Origin of the sequence: Burkholderia sp. MSMB1589WGS, from assembly GCF_001636105.1 — a bacterium.
GTDB lineage: Bacteria > Pseudomonadota > Gammaproteobacteria > Burkholderiales > Burkholderiaceae > Burkholderia > Burkholderia humptydooensis.
Genome location: NZ_LNJT01000007.1, coordinates 1,345,656 through 1,362,718 on the forward strand (window position 1 = coordinate 1,345,656; position 17,063 = coordinate 1,362,718).

The following is a 17,063-nucleotide window of genomic DNA, read 5'->3' on the forward strand; positions in this document are numbered from 1 at the left end:
TGACCCGCTGCGGCACGGCGCGTTCGGCTCGCACGCACGCGCCCCGGCCCGGATCGCCGCGAACTTGGATCGCTGCGAACGCGCCGCGTGCGCTCAAAAAAACGCCCCGGACGGGGCGTTTTTTTATCGCCGGCGCGCGCGGCGACGCGTCATTGCGGCACCGTGTCGATGAACGGCTGGCGCTGCGCCAGCTTCGCGAAATGCTTGTCGAGGTTCGGATGGCGCTCGCGCCAGTTGATCTCGGGCATCCGGAACTCGAGGTAGCCGAGCGTGCAGCCAAGCGCGATGTCGGCGAGCGTGTAGTGATTGCCGACGCACCACGCCTTGCCTGCAAGGCCCTGCGACATCGCGACGAGGCCGTCGTCGATCTTGCGCTGCTGGCGCGCGACCCACGCTTCGCTGCGATGCTGCGGCTCGCGCTGCGTGTGCTCGATGCGAATCGCGACCGCCGCGTCGAGCACGCCGTCGCCGAGCGCCTCCCAGCACCGCACCTCGACGCGCTCGCGTCCCGACGGCGGGATCAGCTTGCCGACGGGGGAAAGCGTGTCGACGTATTCGCAGATCACGCGCGAGTCGAACACGGCCGCACCGTCTTCCATCACGAGGCACGGCACCTTGCCGATCGGATTCGACGCATGGATGTTCGTATCCGGCGCCCAGACGTTTTCGAGCTCCAGCTTGTAGTCGATCTTCTTTTCAGCAAGCACGATCCGCGCCTTGCGGACGAACGGGCTGCTGAGCGAACCGATTAATTTCATCATCTGTCTTCTGTCGGGAATGGCGCCCGAGAGTATACGTTGTCGCCGATCATAACCGGCCGTTGCGCGTTCGTTGATAATCGGCCGTCCGGCCTGTGGATGGTTTGCAACAATCAAATCGCGCCGCCGCGCGAGCCGGGCGACGGAGATGAAGCCGCGGTGGCTGCCGCGCGGTTTCGTTTCGATCGAGTCCGCCGGGGTCGCGCGTGATTGGGGCGCAAATTCGCGCGGCCATCTTGCGGCGGCGATCGCGCGCACGCGACGCCCGCCGCGCCGCCGCGATGCATCCGCACGATCGCCGCCCCACCCGCCGCGCGCGCCCCGCGCGACGGCGCTACAATCGCGTGATGAATCAGCCGACCGAACCCGCCATTGCCCTCGACGTCTACCGCCAGCGCCGCGACCGCGTGCTGGCCTCGCTGCGCGCGCAAGGCGGCGGCGTCGCGATCGTGCCCACCGCGCCGGAAGTCCCGCGCAATCGCGACAGCGATTATCCGTACCGGCACGACAGCTACTTCTACTACCTGACGGGCTTCACCGAGCCCGACGCGCTCCTCGTCCTCGACGCATCGGCGGCGGGCGACGCGCCGCGCTCGATCCTGTTCTGCCGCGCGAAGAATCCCGAGCGCGAGATCTGGGAAGGGTTCCATTTCGGCCCCGAAGCCGCGCGCGACGCGTTCGGCTTCGACGCCGCGCTCCCGTACGACGCGCTCGACGCCGAGATGCCGCGCATCATCGCCGACGCGCCCGCGCTGCACACCCGCTTCGGCGCGTCGGCCGCCTTCGACGGCCGCCTGAACGGCTGGCTCGACACGGTGCGCGCGCGTGCGCGCGCAGGCGTCGCCGCGCCGGGCGCCGCGTTCGATCTCGGGCCGCTCCTCGACGACATGCGGCTCGTCAAGGATGCGCACGAGCAGGCGATCATGCGCCGCGCGGCCGACATCTCCGCGCTCGCGCACCGCCGCGCGATGGCCGCGTGCCGTCCCGGCATCCGCGAATACGAGCTCGAGGCCGAGCTGCTCTACACGTTCCGCCGCCACGGCGCGCAGTCGCCCGCGTACGGCTCGATCGTCGCGACGGGCGCGAACGCGTGCGTGCTCCACTATCCGGCCGGCAACGCAATCGTCGACGACGGCGACCTCGTCCTGATCGACGCCGCGTGCGAGCTCGACGGCTATGCGTCCGACATCACCCGCACCTTCCCGGCGAACGGCCGCTTCTCGGGCCCGCAGCGCGCGCTCTACGACATCGTGCTCGCCGCGCAGGAAACCGCGATCGCGGCGACGCGCGCGGGCACGCCGTTCGACGCGCCGCACGACGCGGCGGTGCGCGTGCTCGCGCAGGGCATGCTCGACACGGGGCTCGTGCCGAAGACGCGCTTTGCGAGCGTCGACGACGTGATTGCCGAGCGCGCGTACGCACGCTTTTACATGCACCGCACCGGCCACTGGCTCGGAATGGACGTGCACGATTGCGGCGACTACCGCGAGCGCGGCGCGCCGCGCGACGACGACGGCGCGTTGCCGTCGCGCGTGCTGCATGCGGGCATGGCGCTCACGATCGAGCCGGGCCTGTACGTGCGCCCGGCCGACGACGTGCCGCAGGCGTTCTGGAACATCGGCATCCGGATCGAGGACGACGCGTTCGTCACGTCGACGGGATGCGAGCTGATCACGCGCGGCGTGCCGGTGGCCGCCGACGAGATCGAGGCGCTGATGCGCGACGCGCGGGCGCCGAGCCCGCGCCCGCAGCCGTGATCCGCACCCGCCGCTTCCCGCGCGAATTCCTACGCGGATTCCTGCGCAGCTTCCTATCGAGACCCACGATTCACGAACGATGACGACTGCCGCCTCCACGCCCGCTTTCGACTTCGACATCGCGATCGTCGGCGCCGGGCCGGTCGGGCTCGCGCTCGCCGGCTGGCTCGCGCGCCGCAGCGCGACCCGCGCGCTGTCGGTCGCCCTCATCGACGCGCGCGACCCCGACGCGAGCGCGAACGATCCGCGCGCGATCGCGGTGTCGCAAGGCAGCCGGATGCTGCTCGATACGCTCGGCTGGCCGGCCGACGCGACGCCGATCGAGCACATCCATGTATCGCAGCGCGGCCACTTCGGCCGCACGCTGATCGATCGCGACGAGCACGACCTCGCCGCGCTCGGCTACGTCGTGCGCTACGGCGCGATCGTGCAGGCGCTCGCCCGCGCGGTGCGTGGCACGCCCGCGCACTGGCTCACGTCGACGTCCGCGCATTCGCCGACGCAGGACGCAGACGGCGTGACGATCGCGCTCGATACGCCGCAAGGCGCGCGCACGTTGCGCACGCGCGTGCTCGTCAACGCGGAGGGCGGCCTCTTCAACGATCGCAAGCGCAAGCTGGCCGACAGCGCGCAGAGCCGCGACTATGGGCAGACGGCGCTCGTCGGCACCGTCACGGTGTCGTCGCCGCGGCCGCGCGTCGCGTGGGAGCGCTTCACCGCCGAAGGCCCGCTCGCGCTGCTGCCGCTCGGCGGCCCGCAGCAGGCGGACTACGCGCTCGTCTGGTGCTGCGCGCCGGACGTCGCGCGGCGTCGCGGCGAACTGTCCGACGACGCATTCCTGCACGAGCTCGGCGCGACGTTCGGCTCGCGGCTGGGGCGCTTCACGCGGATCGCGGGGCGCGCGGCCTTCCCGCTCGGACTCGCCGCCGCGCAAACGCTCGTCGAAGGGCGGATCGCGATCGTCGGCAACGCCGCGCAAACATTGCATCCGGTCGCGGGCCAGGGGCTGAACCTCGGGCTGCGCGATGCGCATACGCTCGCCGAGACGCTGTCCGAGCACGGCGCGACGCCGCTCGCGCTCGCGACGTTCAACGCGCGCCGCGCGCTCGACAGGCGCATGACGATCGGCGCGACCGACACGCTCGCGCGCCTGTTCGCGATCGATTCGCGGCCGCTCGCGATGCTGCGCGGCGCGGCGCTCACCGCGCTCGAATTCGTGCCGCCGCTGAAGACGGCCCTTGCGCGACAGATGATGTTCGGGCAGCGGCGATAAGCGCGCCGGGCACGCGCACCTGACGCATCGCGGCTACCGCGCTTCGCGGGCACGCACAATGCGTCATCCCGCCTGCACGCAAGATTCATCGACGATTTGACGATTGCCGACAATTACCCAATTCGGCGGCACCGGCGGTTACGGTAAAATACGCGTTTTCCCTTTCGCCTACTCCCCGCCCGCGCCCCGCGCGGGCGCTCCCATTGCGATGCCCGTCCTAGGCTCTCACGTCCTGCGCAACAACCTGTTCGTCGCCCCGATGGCGGGCGTCACGGACCGGCCGTTCCGCCAGCTCTGCAAGCGGCTCGGCGCGGGCTACGCCGTGTCGGAGATGGTCGCGTCGAACGCGCAGTTGTGGAAGAGCGAGAAGACGATGCGCCGCGCGAACCACGCGGGCGAGGTCGAGCCGATCGCGGTGCAGATCGCGGGCGCCGATCCGGCGATGATGGCCGAGGCCGCGCGTCACAACGTTGCAAACGGCGCGCAGATCATCGACATCAACATGGGCTGCCCGGCGAAGAAAGTCTGCAACGTCGCCGCCGGCTCGGCGCTGCTGCAGAACGAGCCGCTCGTGCAGCGGATCGTCGAGGCGGTCGTCGACGCGGTGGGCACGGGCCCTGGGGCCGTGCCCGTCACGCTGAAGATCCGCACCGGCTGGGACCGCGAGCACCGGAACGCCGTCGAGATCGCGAAGCTCGCCGAGGCGGCCGGCATCTCGATGCTGACCGTGCACGGCCGCACCCGCGCCGACCTGTACCGCGGCGACGCCGAATACGACACGATCACGGCCGTGAAGGCCGCCGTGCGCATTCCGGTCGTCGCGAACGGCGACATTACGTCGCCGCAAAAAGCGAAGGCCGTGCTCGATGCGACGGGCGCCGACGCACTGATGATCGGCCGCGCCGCGCAAGGAAGGCCGTGGCTTTTCCGCGAAATCGGTCATTTCCTGCAAAGCGGCGAGCTCCTGCCGCCGCCGCGCATCGACGAGATCCGCCAGGTGATGCACGAGCACCTCGAGGATCACTACGCGTTCTACGGCGAATACACGGGAGTCCGTACTGCGCGCAAGCACATCGGCTGGTACACTCGCGGCCTTTCCGGCGCCAACGGGTTCCGGCACCGGATGAACACGCTCGAAACCACCCGCGAGCAGCTTGCCGCCGTCAACGCATTCTTCGACGCGCAACAGGCGCTGTCCGACCGCCTCGTCTATGTGGACGACGAAGACGGCGGCCGCGGCGAGCCGGACGATTCTAACCAGTTAGCAGCATGAGCAAGCACAACATCGAACAATGTGTCCGCGCCAGCCTGGACGGCTACTTCCGGGATCTCGACGGCTCCAATCCGCATGACGTCTATGAAATGGTGATGTCGTGCGTCGAAAAGCCTATGCTCGAAGTCGTTCTCGTACAGGCGGGCGGCAACCAGTCGCTCGCCGCGGAGTACCTCGGCATCAATCGCAACACGCTGCGCAAGAAGCTGCAGCAGCACGGCCTGCTGTAGGCGGCCGCCCCGTCCCCGTTTTCCTGGCTATTGGTGGTTCCATCATGATCAAGCAAGCGCTCATTTCCGTTTCCGACAAGACCGGCATCGTCGACTTCGCGAAAGCGCTGTCCGGGCTCGGCGTCAAGCTGCTGTCGACGGGCGGCACCGCGAAACTGCTCGCCGACGCGGGCCTGCCCGTCACCGAAGTGGCCGACTACACCGGCTTCCCGGAAATGCTCGATGGGCGAGTGAAGACGCTGCACCCGAAGGTGCACGGCGGCATCCTCGCCCGCCGCGACCTGCCCGAGCACATGCAGGCGCTCGAAGCGCACGGGATTCCGACGATCGACCTGCTCGTCGTGAACCTGTATCCGTTCGTGCAGACGATTGCGAAGGACGACTGCACGCTCGCCGACGCGATCGAGAACATCGACATCGGCGGCCCGACGATGCTGCGCTCGGCGGCAAAGAACCATCGCGACGTGACGGTCGTCGTCGATCCGGCCGACTACGCGGTCGTGCTCGACGAAATGAAGGCGAACGGCAACACGGTGGGCTACAAGACGAATTTCCGCCTCGCGACCAAGGTGTTCGCGCACACCGCGCAGTACGACGGCGCGATCACGAACTACCTGACGAGCCTCGGCGACGATCTGCAGCACGGCTCGCGCAACGCGTACCCGGCGACGCTGAACCTCGCGTTCGACAAGGTGCAGGACCTGCGCTACGGCGAAAATCCGCACCAGAGCGCCGCGTTCTATCGCGACATCGCGACGCCCGCCGGCGCGCTCGCGAACTACCGCCAGTTGCAGGGCAAGGAACTGTCGTACAACAACATCGCCGATTCGGACGCCGCATGGGAATGCGTGAAGACGTTCGACGCGCCCGCATGCGTGATCATCAAGCACGCGAATCCGTGCGGCGTCGCGGTGGGCACGAACGCGGGCGAAGCGTACGCGAAGGCGTTCCAGACCGATCCGACCTCCGCGTTCGGCGGCATCATCGCGTTCAACCGCGAAGTCGACGAAGCCACGGCTCAAGCGGTCGCGAAGCAGTTCGTCGAAGTGCTGATCGCGCCGTCGTTCTCGGATGCGGCGAAGCAGGTGTTCGCGGCGAAGCAGAACGTGCGTCTGCTCGAAATCGCTCTGGGCGAAGGCCATAACGCGTTCGACCTGAAGCGCGTCGGCGGCGGCCTGCTCGTGCAGTCGCTCGATTCGAAGAACGTGCAGCCGCGCGAGCTGCGCGTCGTCACGAAGCGCCACCCGACGCCGAAGGAAATGGACGACCTCCTCTTCGCGTGGCGCGTCGCGAAGTACGTGAAGTCGAACGCGATCGTGTTCTGCGGCAACGGGATGACGCTCGGCGTCGGCGCGGGCCAGATGAGCCGCGTCGATTCGGCGCGCATCGCGAGCATCAAGGCGCAGAACGCGGGCCTCACGCTCGCGGGCTCGGCCGTCGCGTCGGACGCGTTCTTCCCGTTCCGCGACGGCCTCGACGTCGTCGTCGCGGCGGGCGCGACCTGCGTGATCCAGCCGGGCGGCTCGGTGCGCGACGATGAAGTGATCGCCGCCGCCGACGAGCACAACATCGCGATGGTGGTGACGGGCGTGCGCCACTTCCGTCACTGATTCGTACGACGCATCGTTTTCGGCGAAACCCGGCGGTCGCTCACCGCCGGGTTTTTTATCGGCCGCGTGGCGGCGGTGCGTGATGCGGCGATCGTTGGTCGGGCCGAGCCCCGATCGCCGTGAGCGGCGCGCCGCAATCCCGCCCCCGCTTTCGCCGGGTTTCGGCGTCATTCGTGTAGTATCGGTCGCAGTCAGTCTTTCCGTTTCTCCATGCGAATCCTCGGCATCGACCCCGGCTTGCGTGTCACGGGCTTCGGCGTGATCGACGTCAGCGGCCATCGACTCGCGTACGTCGCAAGCGGCGTGATCAAGACGCCCACCGCCGACCTGCCCACGCGGCTCGGCACGATCTACGACGGCATCTCGACGCTGATCCGCGAGCACGCGCCCGATCAGGCTGCGATCGAAAAAGTGTTCGTCAACGTCAACCCGCAATCGACGCTGCTCCTCGGCCAGGCGCGCGGCGCCGCGATCTGTGGGCTCGTGTCGGGCCGCCTGCCCGTGGCCGAGTACACGGCGCTGCAGCTCAAGCAGGCGGTGGTCGGCTACGGCCGCGCGACGAAAGAGCAGATGCAGGAGATGGTCGCACGCCTGCTGAGCCTGTCCGGCCTGCCCGGCACCGACGCGGCCGACGCGCTCGGAATGGCGATCTGCCACGCGCACGGCGGCGACACGCTGAACACGCTCGGCGGCATCGCACCCGCGCTCGCGAAGAAGGGGCTGCGCGTGCGGCGCGGACGGCTCGTCGGGTGACACGCGTTTGCGTGGCGCGCGCCGCCGTGCGCTACACTCGCGCTTTCCGTTCCGTCCCGCACTCGCCATGATCGGTCGCATCGCCGGCACCCTCCTCGAAAAGAATCCTCCGCACCTCCTCGTCGACTGCAACGGCGTCGGCTACGAAGTCGACGTGCCGATGAGCACGTTCTACAACCTGCCGCACACGGGCGAGAAGGTCATGCTGCTGACGCAACTGATCGTCCGCGAGGACGCGCACCTGCTGTACGGCTTTCTTACGCCGCAGGAGCGCTCGACGTTCCGCGAGCTGCTCAAGATCACGGGCGTCGGCGCGCGGATGGCGCTCGCCGTGCTGTCCGGCATGAGCGTCGCGGAGCTGTCGCAAGCGGTCACGCTGCAGGACGCCGCGCGCTTGACCCGCGTGCCGGGCATCGGCAAGAAGACAGCCGAGCGCCTGCTCCTCGAACTGAAGGGCAAGCTCGGTGCCGATCTCGGCCCGCTCGCCGGCGCGGCCTCGCCGTCCGATCACGCGGCCGACATCCTCAACGCGCTCCTCGCGCTCGGCTACTCGGAAAAGGAAGCGCTTGCCGCGATCAAGAACGTGCCGGCCGGCACCGGCGTGTCCGAAGGCATCAAGCTGTCGCTCAAGGCGCTGTCGAAGGCGTAACGGCGCGTCGTCGAAGACAGCTTCGCATGCCGGGCGCCGCGCCGCGACTCGGCCGTTCGGCCAGGTTGGCCGGAGCACGCCGCGCGGTACAATGGCCGCATGATCGAAACCGACAAACTCGCCGCCGAGCGGATCATTGCCGCCACGCCCGCGTCTTCGCACGAAGAGGCTTTCGAACGCGCGCTGCGCCCGCGCCAGCTCGACGAATACGTCGGCCAGGAGAAGGTGCGCGATCAGCTCGAAATCTTCATCGAAGCCGCGAAGCGCCGCGCCGAAGCGCTCGACCACGTGCTGCTGTTCGGCCCGCCGGGCCTCGGCAAGACGACGCTCGCGCACATCATCGCGCGCGAAATGGGCGTGAACCTGCGCCAGACGTCCGGCCCCGTGCTCGAGCGCGCGGGCGATCTCGCCGCGCTCCTCACGAACCTCGAAGCGAACGACGTCCTCTTCATCGACGAGATCCACCGCCTGTCGCCCGTCGTCGAGGAAATCCTGTATCCGGCGCTCGAGGATTACCAGATCGACATCATGATCGGCGAGGGGCCGGCCGCGCGCAGCGTGAAGCTCGACCTGCAGCCGTTCACGCTCGTCGGCGCAACGACGCGCGCGGGCATGCTGACCAATCCGCTGCGCGACCGCTTCGGCATCGTCGCGCGGCTCGAGTTCTACGACGCCGAGCAGTTGTCGCGCATCGTGCGCCGCTCGGCTGCGCTGCTGAACGCACAGATCGATCCGGCCGGCGCGCTCGAAATCGCGAAACGCTCGCGCGGCACGCCGCGGATCGCAAACCGCCTGCTGCGCCGCGTGCGCGACTACGCGGAAGTGAAGGCGGACGGCAACATCACCGCGGCCGTCGCGGACGCCGCGCTCGCGATGCTCGACGTCGATCCGGTCGGCTTCGACCTGATGGACCGCAAGCTGCTCGAGGCGATCCTGCACAAGTTCGACGGCGGGCCGGTCGGCGTCGACAACCTCGCCGCCGCGATCGGCGAGGAACGCGACACGATCGAGGACGTGCTCGAGCCGTACCTCATCCAGCAGGGCTTTCTGCAGCGCACGCCGCGCGGCCGCGTCGCGACGCTCCTCACGTACCGGCATTTCGGGCTCGCCGCGCCCGATGCCGCGAGCCCCGTGCACAATCTCTGGGATACGCCCGAGGCCGGGCGCTGACGCCTCCCCTGCCCCGACGAGCCGACCGATGTCCGCCCCGTTACACGACCGCCCCGCACGCACGCCGCTCGGACGTCCGCTCGTCGAACGCGTGCGAGCGCGCGTCGCGGGCGGCGTCACGCATCTGACGACGGGTAGCGGCGGCCCGTCGCTTGACTACTCGTCGCCGCCGGGCGACCCCGGCCTCTTCGGCCCCGACGCGGTGTGCTGGAAAGTGCACGCCGATTTCACGTCGATGATGACGGGCGGCATCTCCGCGCTGCTACTGCAGGCGCTGCATCCGCTCGCGCTCGCGGGCGTATGGGACCATTCGACGTTCCGCACCGACATCCTCGGCCGCCTGCGCCGCACCGCGACGTTCATCGCCGGCACGACGTACGGCAGCCGCGCCGACGCGCTGAAGCTGATCGAGCGCGTGAAGGCGATCCACGAGACCGTCACCGGCATGGGGCTCGACGGCCGTCCGTATCGCGCGGCCGACCCCGCTCTGCTCACATGGGTGCACGTCGCCGAGGTGTCGAGCTTTCTCGCCGCGCACCTGCGCTACGTGAACCCGCGGCTGCCGGGCGCCGATCAGGACCGCTACTACGCGGAAACCGCGCGCGTCGCCGAGATGCTCGGCGCGACGCACGTCCCGAAGACGCGCGCGGACGTCGCCGCGTACTTCGCCGCGATGCGCGCCGAGCTCGAGGCGAGCGAGCGCACGCGCGAGGTGGTGCGGATACTGATGAACGTGCCCGTCCCGAAACCGGCGATGCGCCCCGCCGCCGCGCTGCTGTTCAACGCCGGCGTCGATCTGCTGCCCGCATGGGCGCAGCACATGCTCGGCCTGTCGTCGCTCGCGCCGGTGCGCCGCGCACTCGTTCGGCCGGGCGTGCGTATCGTCGCGCCCGTGATCCGCTGGGCGCTCGTCAACGGCGTATCGAAGCGCGCGCGCCGGCGCGTCGCCGCCCGGCCCGAGCAGCCGGACCGCAGCGGCACATAGCCAAACCTGTCCAATTCATTTCAAATACCTGTCACATCGATTCGCGATGCTGACGGGTCCGCGCTCGCGCGTCGATCGCGCGCCGCCACCCTCGAACCCTCTTCGATTCCCATCGCCCATGCCGCGTCCGATCTTCCGCCTCGCCGCTGCCGCGTTCCCGTTCGTCGCCGCGCTCGCCGCCTGCGGCGGCGACGGCACCGCGCCCGTTTCCCCGCCTGCCGCCGTCGACGCCGGCGCCGCCGGCCCCGCGCCGGGCAATACGACGAATGCCGGATCGAACGCCGACACCCCGCCGCCGACGCCCGCTCCCGCGCCGGGCAAATGGAGGAACGCGCGCACTGGCGACATGCTAGACGTCGCGCTCGGCGAACTGCATCCGACGCAAGGCGCGCTCGGCTACGACCAGATCCATTACAAGCTCGGCCGCTACGAGCGGCAGCCCGACAGGAAGTTCGACGATTTCTGCGCGGACGAAGGGCTCGGCGGCATCGCGCCGGACGGCTACACCGCGCAATCGACGCTGCGCGACGCGGCGAGCTACGCGTGCGCGACGAGCGCCGGCGCGCGCGATCGCACCGTGCTCAATCCCGTCGTGATCGGGCCGAACGGCGACACGCTGTACGTGACGGACGGCCACCACGGACTGTCGACCTATTACGAGACGCCCGACGGCGGCGCGGCGCTGCGCGTGCACGTCGTCGTCAAGGACAACCTCGGCGACTACTCGGGCCCGGCGTTCTGGCAGCAGATGCAAAGCCGCGGCTACACGCGCCTGAAGGACGGGAACGGCCGGCCGATCGCGCCGGACCAGTTGCCCGCCGGCCTCGGCCTGAAGCTCGGCATGCAGGACGACCGCTACCGGTCGCTCGTCTATTTCACGCGCGACATCGGCTACGCGAAGCCCGCGCAAGCAACCGACTATCTCGAGTTCTACTGGGCCGACTGGCTGCGGCAGCAGCCGGAAACGTTCTCGCTCGCCGGCTACGACCTCGCGCGCGCGGGCGCGACCGATCCCGATCCGGCGAAGGCCGATACGGGCTATCTGAATGCGGTATGGAACGCGTCGGCGCGGATGGTCGCCTCGACCGATCCTGTAATCGACGGCAAGACGGGCGCGGACCTCGGCCGCGCCGACCAGATCAACGGGAGCAAGAAATACAGCAAGGGGGAATTCGACAAGCTGCGCCAGCCGATCACGGCCGACAAGCCGGGCAAGATCGCGTATGCGCTCGATTACCGGTCACGCCACGGGCTGCACTGACGCGGCGCGATGGCCACGTGGCCGCGCCCGCCCATCGGCCGCGCTCACGCGCGCACGCGCCGCCAGCCGCGCTGCGACGCGCCGATCGTCACAGCACCTGCCGATAACCGTCGTCGTCGCTCGCTTCGCTCAGGTGATCGACGTCGGCCCAGCGCACGACGCGCGCGCGGCCATCGTCGTAATCGACGATATTGACGCTCGTATTCAGCAGCGCATGCTTGCGCGGCGCGTCGAGCGGCAAATCGCTCGCGAACCGGTACACGCAGTCGAGCACGCCGCCGTGCGCGACGCAAGCGATGCGCCCGCCCGGATGCGCGGCGACGATCCGCTCGACCTCATGCAGCACGCGATGATAGAACGCGCGGTGTGACTCGCCGCCTTCCGGCTCGAAGCCCGGGTCGCGCGTCTGCCACTGCGCGAACGCGTCGGGAAAGCGCGCCTCGATCTCGGTGCTGTCGTGCCCCTGGAACACACCGTACGCACGCTCGCGAAGCCCCTCCCGCAGCATGAGCGGCAGGCCGAGCGCGTCGGCTGCCGGCTGCGCGGTCTGCCGCGCGCGCGACAAATCGCTCGTATAAATCGCATCGATCCGCGCGCCGGCGAGCGCCTCCCGCGCGAGCCGCCCGGCCAGTCGCCGCGCCTGCGCGAGCCCCGTGTCGGCAAGCGGAATGTCGATGTGGCCTTGAATCCGCTTGATGCGGTTCCAGGCCGTCTCGCCGTGGCGGATGAAGAGGATCTGCGTCGTGGGCATCGGTGCGGTCTCGAATCGAAGCGTCAAGGGCGCATCAGGGGCGTGTCTGCAACCAGAACGTCACGGGGCCGTCGTTGACGAGCGACACCTGCATGTCGGCGCCGAACTCGCCTGTCGCGACGATCGGGTGACGCTCGCGAGCCTGGCGCACGAAATAGTCGAACAGGCGCGCGCCCTCGTCGGGCGGCGCGGCCGGCGTGAAGCTCGGGCGCAGGCCGCTGTTCGTGTCGGCGGCGAGCGTGAACTGCGACACGAGCAGCAGGCCGCCCGCGCGTCCCGCGCCGTCGAGGTTCGACACAGGCAGGTTCATCTTGCCCGCCGCGTCGCTGAACACGCGGTAGCCGAGCACCTTCGCGAGCAGCTTGTCGGCGGCCGCCTCGGTGTCGCCACGCTCCGCGCAGACGAGCGCGAGCAGGCCCGGGCCGATCTCGCCCGTCACACGCTCACCGACGCGCACGTCAGCGCGCTTCACGCGCTGTATCAGCGCGATCATGCGGTGAGCGTCACGCGCGCGAAGCGGCGCTTGCCGACCTGCACGACGAACTCGCCCGCATCGACCTTCAGCGCCTTGTCGGACACCGTCGCGCCGTCAATCTTCACGCCGCCCTGCTCGATGTTGCGCAGCGCCTCGCTCGTCGACGGCACGAGCCCCGCCTGCTTCAGCAACTGGCCGATCGCGAGCGGCGCGCCGGCGAGCGTCACGCTCGGGATGTCGTCGGGCACGCCGCCCTTCGCGCGGTGATTGAAGTCCTCGAGCGCGCGTTCGGCGTCGGTCTGCGAATGGAAGCGCGCGACGATCTCCTGCGCGAGCATCACCTTGAAGTCGCGCGGATTGCGCCCGCCTTCGATTGCGCCGCGGAACTGCGCGATCTCGTCGAGGCTGCGGAAGGACAGGAGCTCGAAGTAGCGCCACATCAGCACGTCCGAGATGCTCATCAGCTTGCCGAACATGTCGTTCGGCTTCTCGCTGATGCCGACGTAGTTGCCCTTCGATTTCGACATCTTCTCGACGCCGTCGAGCCCTTCGAGCAGCGGCATCGTCAGGATGCACTGCTGCTCCTGGCCATACTGCTTCTGCAGTTCGCGGCCGACGAGCAGGTTGAATTTCTGGTCGGTGCCGCCGAGCTCGAGATCGGCGTTCAGCGCGACCGAGTCGTAGCCTTGCATCAGCGGATACAGGAATTCATGGATCGAGATCGGGATGCCGCCCTGGAAGCGCTTCGTGAAATCCTCGCGCTCGAGCATCCGCGCGACCGTGTAGCGCGACGCGAGCTTGATCATCCCGTCCGCGCCGAGCGGCATCGACCATTCGCTGTTGTAGCGGATCTCGGTCTTCTCGCGGTCGAGCACGAGCGCGGCCTGCTCGAAATAGGTCTTCGCGTTCGATTCGATCTGCTCGCGCGTGAGCGGCGGGCGCGTCGCGTTGCGGCCCGACGGATCGCCGATCAGCGACGTGAAATCGCCGATCAGGAAAATCACCGTATGGCCGAGATCCTGCAACTGGCGCATCTTGTTCAGCACGACCGTATGGCCGAGGTGGATGTCGGGCGCCGTCGGATCGAGGCCCAGCTTGATGCGCAGCGGCTTGCCCGTCGCCGCGCTTCTCGCGAGCTTCTGCGCGAACTCTTCCTCGATCAGCAGCTCGTCGACGCCGCGCTTCGTGACGGCGAGCGCGTGGCGGACTTCATCGGTGATCGGGAAGGCGGGCTTGGAAGTGGGATCGGTGCTCATCGGTGCAAGAGGAAGGAATATCGCAAAAAGAGCAATTTTCCCATAAGTTGCGCGCGGACCGCTTAACGGCGCGCCCGCATGCGCGGATAATCGGCGACGACGGCGCGCGGCGGGCCTTCCGCGCGCGCCCCATCTCGATTCCGGAGCAATCAACGTGGCGTCCAATCGCATGCAACCCGGCCATCCCGCGGATGGCGTGTATTTCGGCCTGATGTCGGGCACGAGCATGGACGGCGTCGACGGCGTCGCCGTGCGCTTCGAGGCGGGCAAGCCGCCCGCCGTGCTGTCCGAGGCGTTCGTCGGCTTCGCCGACACGCTGCGCGACGCCCTCTTCGCGCTGCAACAGCCGGGCGACGACGAGATCGAGCGCGAGGCGCTCGCCGCGAACGCGCTCGCCGCGCGCTACGCGGTGTGCTGCCACGAGCTGCTGCGCGCGGCGGGCCTTTCGCCCGACGACGTGCGCGCGCTCGGCGTGCACGGCCAGACGGTGCGCCACCGGCCCGAGCGCGGCTACACGCGGCAGATCAACAACGCGGCGCTGCTCGCCGAGCTGACCCGCATCGACGTGATCGCCGATTTCCGCAGCCGCGACGTCGCCGCGGGCGGCCAGGGCGCGCCGCTCGTGCCGGCATTCCACGCGACGGTGTTCGGCTCGCCCGACGAGACACGCGTCGTCTGCAACCTGGGCGGCATCAGCAACATCACGATCCTGCCCGCCGCGCGCGGCGGGCGGGACGAACGGGGCGACGCGGTGCGCGGCCACGATTGCGGCCCGGCGAACGCGCTGATCGACGCGTGGGCGGGCCGCCACCTGAAGCAGCCGTTCGACGACGGCGGGCGCTTCGCGGCGCGCGGCACGGTCGACGAAGCGCTCCTCGCCGCGCTTCTCGACGAGCCGTACTTCCGGCAGAGCGCGCCGAAAAGCACCGGGCGCGATCTCTTCAACACCGACTGGCTCGACGTGAAGCTCGCCGGTTTTCCGGGCCTCGCGCCGGAGGACGTGCAGGCGACGCTCACCGCGCTGACTGCGGCGAGCGTCGCAGACGAGATCGCGCGGCATGCGGGCGACTGCCGGGCCGTCTACGTGTGCGGCGGCGGCGCGCGCAACCCGGTGCTGCTCGACGCGCTCGCGACGGCGCTCGCGGCGCGCGGGCTCGACGCGCCCGTCGCCACGACGGCCGCGCTCGGCGTGCCGCCGCAGCAGGTCGAATCGCTCGCGTTCGCCTGGCTCGCGTACCGCTTCAACGCGCGCGCGCCGGGCAACGTGTCGGCCGTCACGGGCGCGGCGGGCGAGCGCGTGCTGGGCGCGCTCTACCCGCGCTGAAGCGGCGGCCCGGCCGAAGCCCGCCCGCGCGCACCGCACAGCCCGGCGCGCACGGCGGCGAAGCCGCAGCCCACCGGCACCGGCCGCGTCAGCGGACCGTGCTCGCGTCCTGCCCGAACAACACGCTGCGCGATTGCTGATCGACCGTCGGCGCCGTGTTGATCTCCTTCGCCCGCGCGTAGGCGCGCACGGTGGCCGGCCGTTCGGCGATCCGCGCGAACCAGGCGGCCAGGAACGGAAAATCCTCGAGGCGCTGCCGCTGCCGCTCGTGCGGCACGATCCACGGATAGCTCGCCATGTCGGCGATCGAATACTCGCCGGCGATGTAGTCGCGCCCGTCCGACAGATGCTTGTTCAGCACGCCGTACAGCCGCGACGTTTCCTTCACGTACCGCTCGATCGCGTACGGCAGCGGCTCGGGCGCGTACTGCACGAAGTGATGGTTCTGCCCCGCCATCGGGCCGAGCCCGCCCATCTGCCAGAAGAGCCACTGCAGCGCCTCGTTGCGGCCGCGCAGGTCGGCCGGAATGAAGCGCCCGATCTTGTCCGCGAGATACAGCAGGATCGCGCCGGATTCGAAGATCGACAGCGGCTCGCCGCCGTCGGCGGGCGCAGAGTCGACGAGCGCCGGAATCCGGTTGTTCGGCGCGATGCGCAGGAAATCCGGCTCGAATTGCTCGCCGCGGCCGATGTTCACCGGCATGATCCGGTACGGCAAGCCGGCCTCCTCCAGGAACATCGTGATCTTGTGGCCGTTCGGCGTCGTCCAGTAGTAGAGGTCGATCATCGCGTCAGGCCCCCGCCCCGGACGTGGCGGCGAGCCGTGCGTTCTGCGGGAACAGCACGCGGCGCGCCTCGTCGTCGAACTCCAGCTTGAACGCGTGGCGCGTCTTCAGCGCATCGGCGTGCTGCGCGGCCGGACGCGCATTGATCTCGTCGACGAGACGCTTCACGTTCGGCAACTGCGCCCACGCATCGTCGCCCAGCACGCGCGGGATCGCCTGCGCCCAGCCCCACACCGCCATGTCGGCGATCGTGTAGCGGTCGCCGACCATGTAGCGGCGGCCGGCGAGGCGCTCGTCGACGATGCGCCAGTGGCGCCACGCCTCGAAGTCGTAGCGGTTCGCCGCGTACGCCTTCGGCTCCGGCGCGAAATACTTGAAATGGACCGCCTGCCCGCAGTACGGGCCGATCCCCGTCGCGACGAACATCAGCCACGACAGCAGCTCGCCGCGCGCGGCGGGTGTATCGTCCGACAGGAACCGGCCGGTTTTCTCGGCGAGATACAGCAGGATCGCGTTGCTGTCGAACACGGTCGCGTCGCCGTCGGCGATCGCGGGCGTCTTCGCGTTCGGATTGATCGCCTTGTACGCGTCGCTGTGCTGCTCGCCCTTGCGGGTATCGACAGGCACGAGCTCGTACGGCACGCCAGCCTCCTCGAGGAACAGCGCGACCTTGGCCGGATTCGGCGACGGGTGATAGAAGAATCGGATCATCGACTGGGTCCTCCTTGTCATGCGGGACGGTGAGCGGAGTTG

The 17,063-nt window shown here is 69.3% G+C and carries 18 protein-coding genes; 11 read left to right on the forward strand and 7 right to left on the reverse strand.

Annotation, left to right across the window (positions count from 1 at the left end):
• Positions 1-149: 149 nt before the first annotated feature.
• Positions 150-761 (reverse strand): glutathione S-transferase C-terminal domain-containing protein, encoded by a 612-nt coding sequence (locus WT16_RS14125; RefSeq protein ID WP_006025299.1) that lies wholly within the window; start codon positions 759-761, stop codon positions 150-152.
• A gap of 344 nt (positions 762-1,105) precedes the next feature.
• Between WT16_RS14125 and WT16_RS14130 the strand changes: the two genes are divergently transcribed.
• The 10 genes from WT16_RS14130 (at position 1,106) to WT16_RS14175 (ending at position 11,719) form a co-directional block, all read left to right on the forward strand.
• Positions 1,106-2,515, forward strand: a complete 1,410-nt coding sequence (locus tag WT16_RS14130; RefSeq protein WP_063533862.1) for an aminopeptidase P N-terminal domain-containing protein — start codon at positions 1,106-1,108, stop codon at positions 2,513-2,515.
• A 79-nt stretch (positions 2,516-2,594) separates the two neighbouring features.
• Positions 2,595-3,788, forward strand: coding sequence for a UbiH/UbiF/VisC/COQ6 family ubiquinone biosynthesis hydroxylase (locus WT16_RS14135; protein WP_059931030.1), 1,194 nt, complete (start codon positions 2,595-2,597; stop codon positions 3,786-3,788).
• A gap of 208 nt (positions 3,789-3,996) precedes the next feature.
• The gene (dusB, locus tag WT16_RS14140; RefSeq protein ID WP_015600087.1) at positions 3,997-5,061 is read left to right on the forward strand and encodes a tRNA dihydrouridine synthase DusB; all 1,065 of its coding nucleotides are present in this window, start codon (positions 3,997-3,999) and stop codon (positions 5,059-5,061) included.
• Complete coding sequence (locus tag WT16_RS14145) at positions 5,058-5,291, forward strand: Fis family transcriptional regulator (protein WP_006025294.1); 234 nt, start codon at positions 5,058-5,060, stop codon at positions 5,289-5,291. Before dusB ends, WT16_RS14145 begins: the two co-directional genes overlap by 4 nt.
• 44 nt (positions 5,292-5,335) lie before the next feature.
• Complete coding sequence (gene purH / locus WT16_RS14150) at positions 5,336-6,901, forward strand: bifunctional phosphoribosylaminoimidazolecarboxamide formyltransferase/IMP cyclohydrolase (RefSeq protein ID WP_063533561.1); 1,566 nt, start codon at positions 5,336-5,338, stop codon at positions 6,899-6,901.
• A 210-nt stretch (positions 6,902-7,111) separates the two neighbouring features.
• Entirely contained in the window at positions 7,112-7,654 is a 543-nt protein-coding gene (ruvC, locus tag WT16_RS14155) for a crossover junction endodeoxyribonuclease RuvC (RefSeq protein WP_009913561.1), read from the forward strand.
• A gap of 67 nt (positions 7,655-7,721) precedes the next feature.
• Entirely contained in the window at positions 7,722-8,303 is a 582-nt protein-coding gene (gene ruvA, locus WT16_RS14160; RefSeq protein WP_006025291.1) for a Holliday junction branch migration protein RuvA, read from the forward strand.
• 99 nt (positions 8,304-8,402) lie between these two features.
• Positions 8,403-9,473: a Holliday junction branch migration DNA helicase RuvB gene (gene ruvB, locus WT16_RS14165; RefSeq protein WP_006025290.1), complete on the forward strand. Its 1,071-nt coding sequence runs from the start codon at positions 8,403-8,405 to the stop codon at positions 9,471-9,473.
• Positions 9,474-9,501: 28 nt separating this feature from the next.
• On the forward strand, positions 9,502-10,458 hold the full coding sequence (locus WT16_RS14170) for an oxygenase MpaB family protein (protein WP_063533562.1): 957 nt from the start codon (positions 9,502-9,504) through the stop codon (positions 10,456-10,458).
• Positions 10,459-10,576: 118 nt separating this feature from the next.
• Positions 10,577-11,719: a ParB/Srx family N-terminal domain-containing protein gene (locus tag WT16_RS14175; RefSeq protein WP_063533563.1), complete on the forward strand. Its 1,143-nt coding sequence runs from the start codon at positions 10,577-10,579 to the stop codon at positions 11,717-11,719.
• Between the two features lie 88 nt (positions 11,720-11,807).
• Here WT16_RS14175 and WT16_RS14180 read toward each other — a convergent pair whose 3' ends face one another.
• Genes WT16_RS14180 through WT16_RS35625 form a run of 4 tightly spaced genes read right to left on the reverse strand, consistent with a single transcriptional unit; the run spans position 11,808 to position 14,385 of the window.
• A complete protein-coding gene (locus tag WT16_RS14180; protein ID WP_063533564.1) occupies positions 11,808-12,470 on the reverse strand; it encodes a histidine phosphatase family protein in 663 nt (220 codons plus the stop codon).
• 34 nt (positions 12,471-12,504) lie between these two features.
• A complete protein-coding gene (dtd, locus tag WT16_RS14185) occupies positions 12,505-12,963 on the reverse strand; it encodes a D-aminoacyl-tRNA deacylase (protein ID WP_059931038.1) in 459 nt (152 codons plus the stop codon).
• Positions 12,960-14,201: a tyrosine--tRNA ligase gene (gene tyrS, locus WT16_RS14190; RefSeq protein WP_006025285.1), complete on the reverse strand. Its 1,242-nt coding sequence runs from the start codon at positions 14,199-14,201 to the stop codon at positions 12,960-12,962. The genes dtd and tyrS overlap by 4 nt, the downstream gene beginning before the upstream one ends.
• The gene (locus tag WT16_RS35625) at positions 14,155-14,385 is read right to left on the reverse strand and encodes a hypothetical protein (RefSeq protein ID WP_006025284.1); all 231 of its coding nucleotides are present in this window, start codon (positions 14,383-14,385) and stop codon (positions 14,155-14,157) included. Before WT16_RS35625 ends, tyrS begins: the two co-directional genes overlap by 47 nt.
• Here WT16_RS35625 and WT16_RS14195 point away from each other — a divergent pair.
• Positions 14,371-15,525 (forward strand): anhydro-N-acetylmuramic acid kinase, encoded by a 1,155-nt coding sequence (locus tag WT16_RS14195; protein ID WP_015601450.1) that lies wholly within the window; start codon positions 14,371-14,373, stop codon positions 15,523-15,525. The two genes, WT16_RS35625 and WT16_RS14195, sit on opposite strands and share 15 nt — an antisense overlap.
• An 88-nt stretch (positions 15,526-15,613) precedes the next feature.
• Here WT16_RS14195 and WT16_RS14200 read toward each other — a convergent pair whose 3' ends face one another.
• Entirely contained in the window at positions 15,614-16,312 is a 699-nt protein-coding gene (locus tag WT16_RS14200; protein ID WP_063533565.1) for a glutathione S-transferase N-terminal domain-containing protein, read from the reverse strand.
• Between the two features lie 4 nt (positions 16,313-16,316).
• Positions 16,317-17,021: a glutathione S-transferase N-terminal domain-containing protein gene (locus WT16_RS14205; RefSeq protein WP_063533566.1), complete on the reverse strand. Its 705-nt coding sequence runs from the start codon at positions 17,019-17,021 to the stop codon at positions 16,317-16,319.
• Positions 17,022-17,063: the final 42 nt, after the last annotated feature.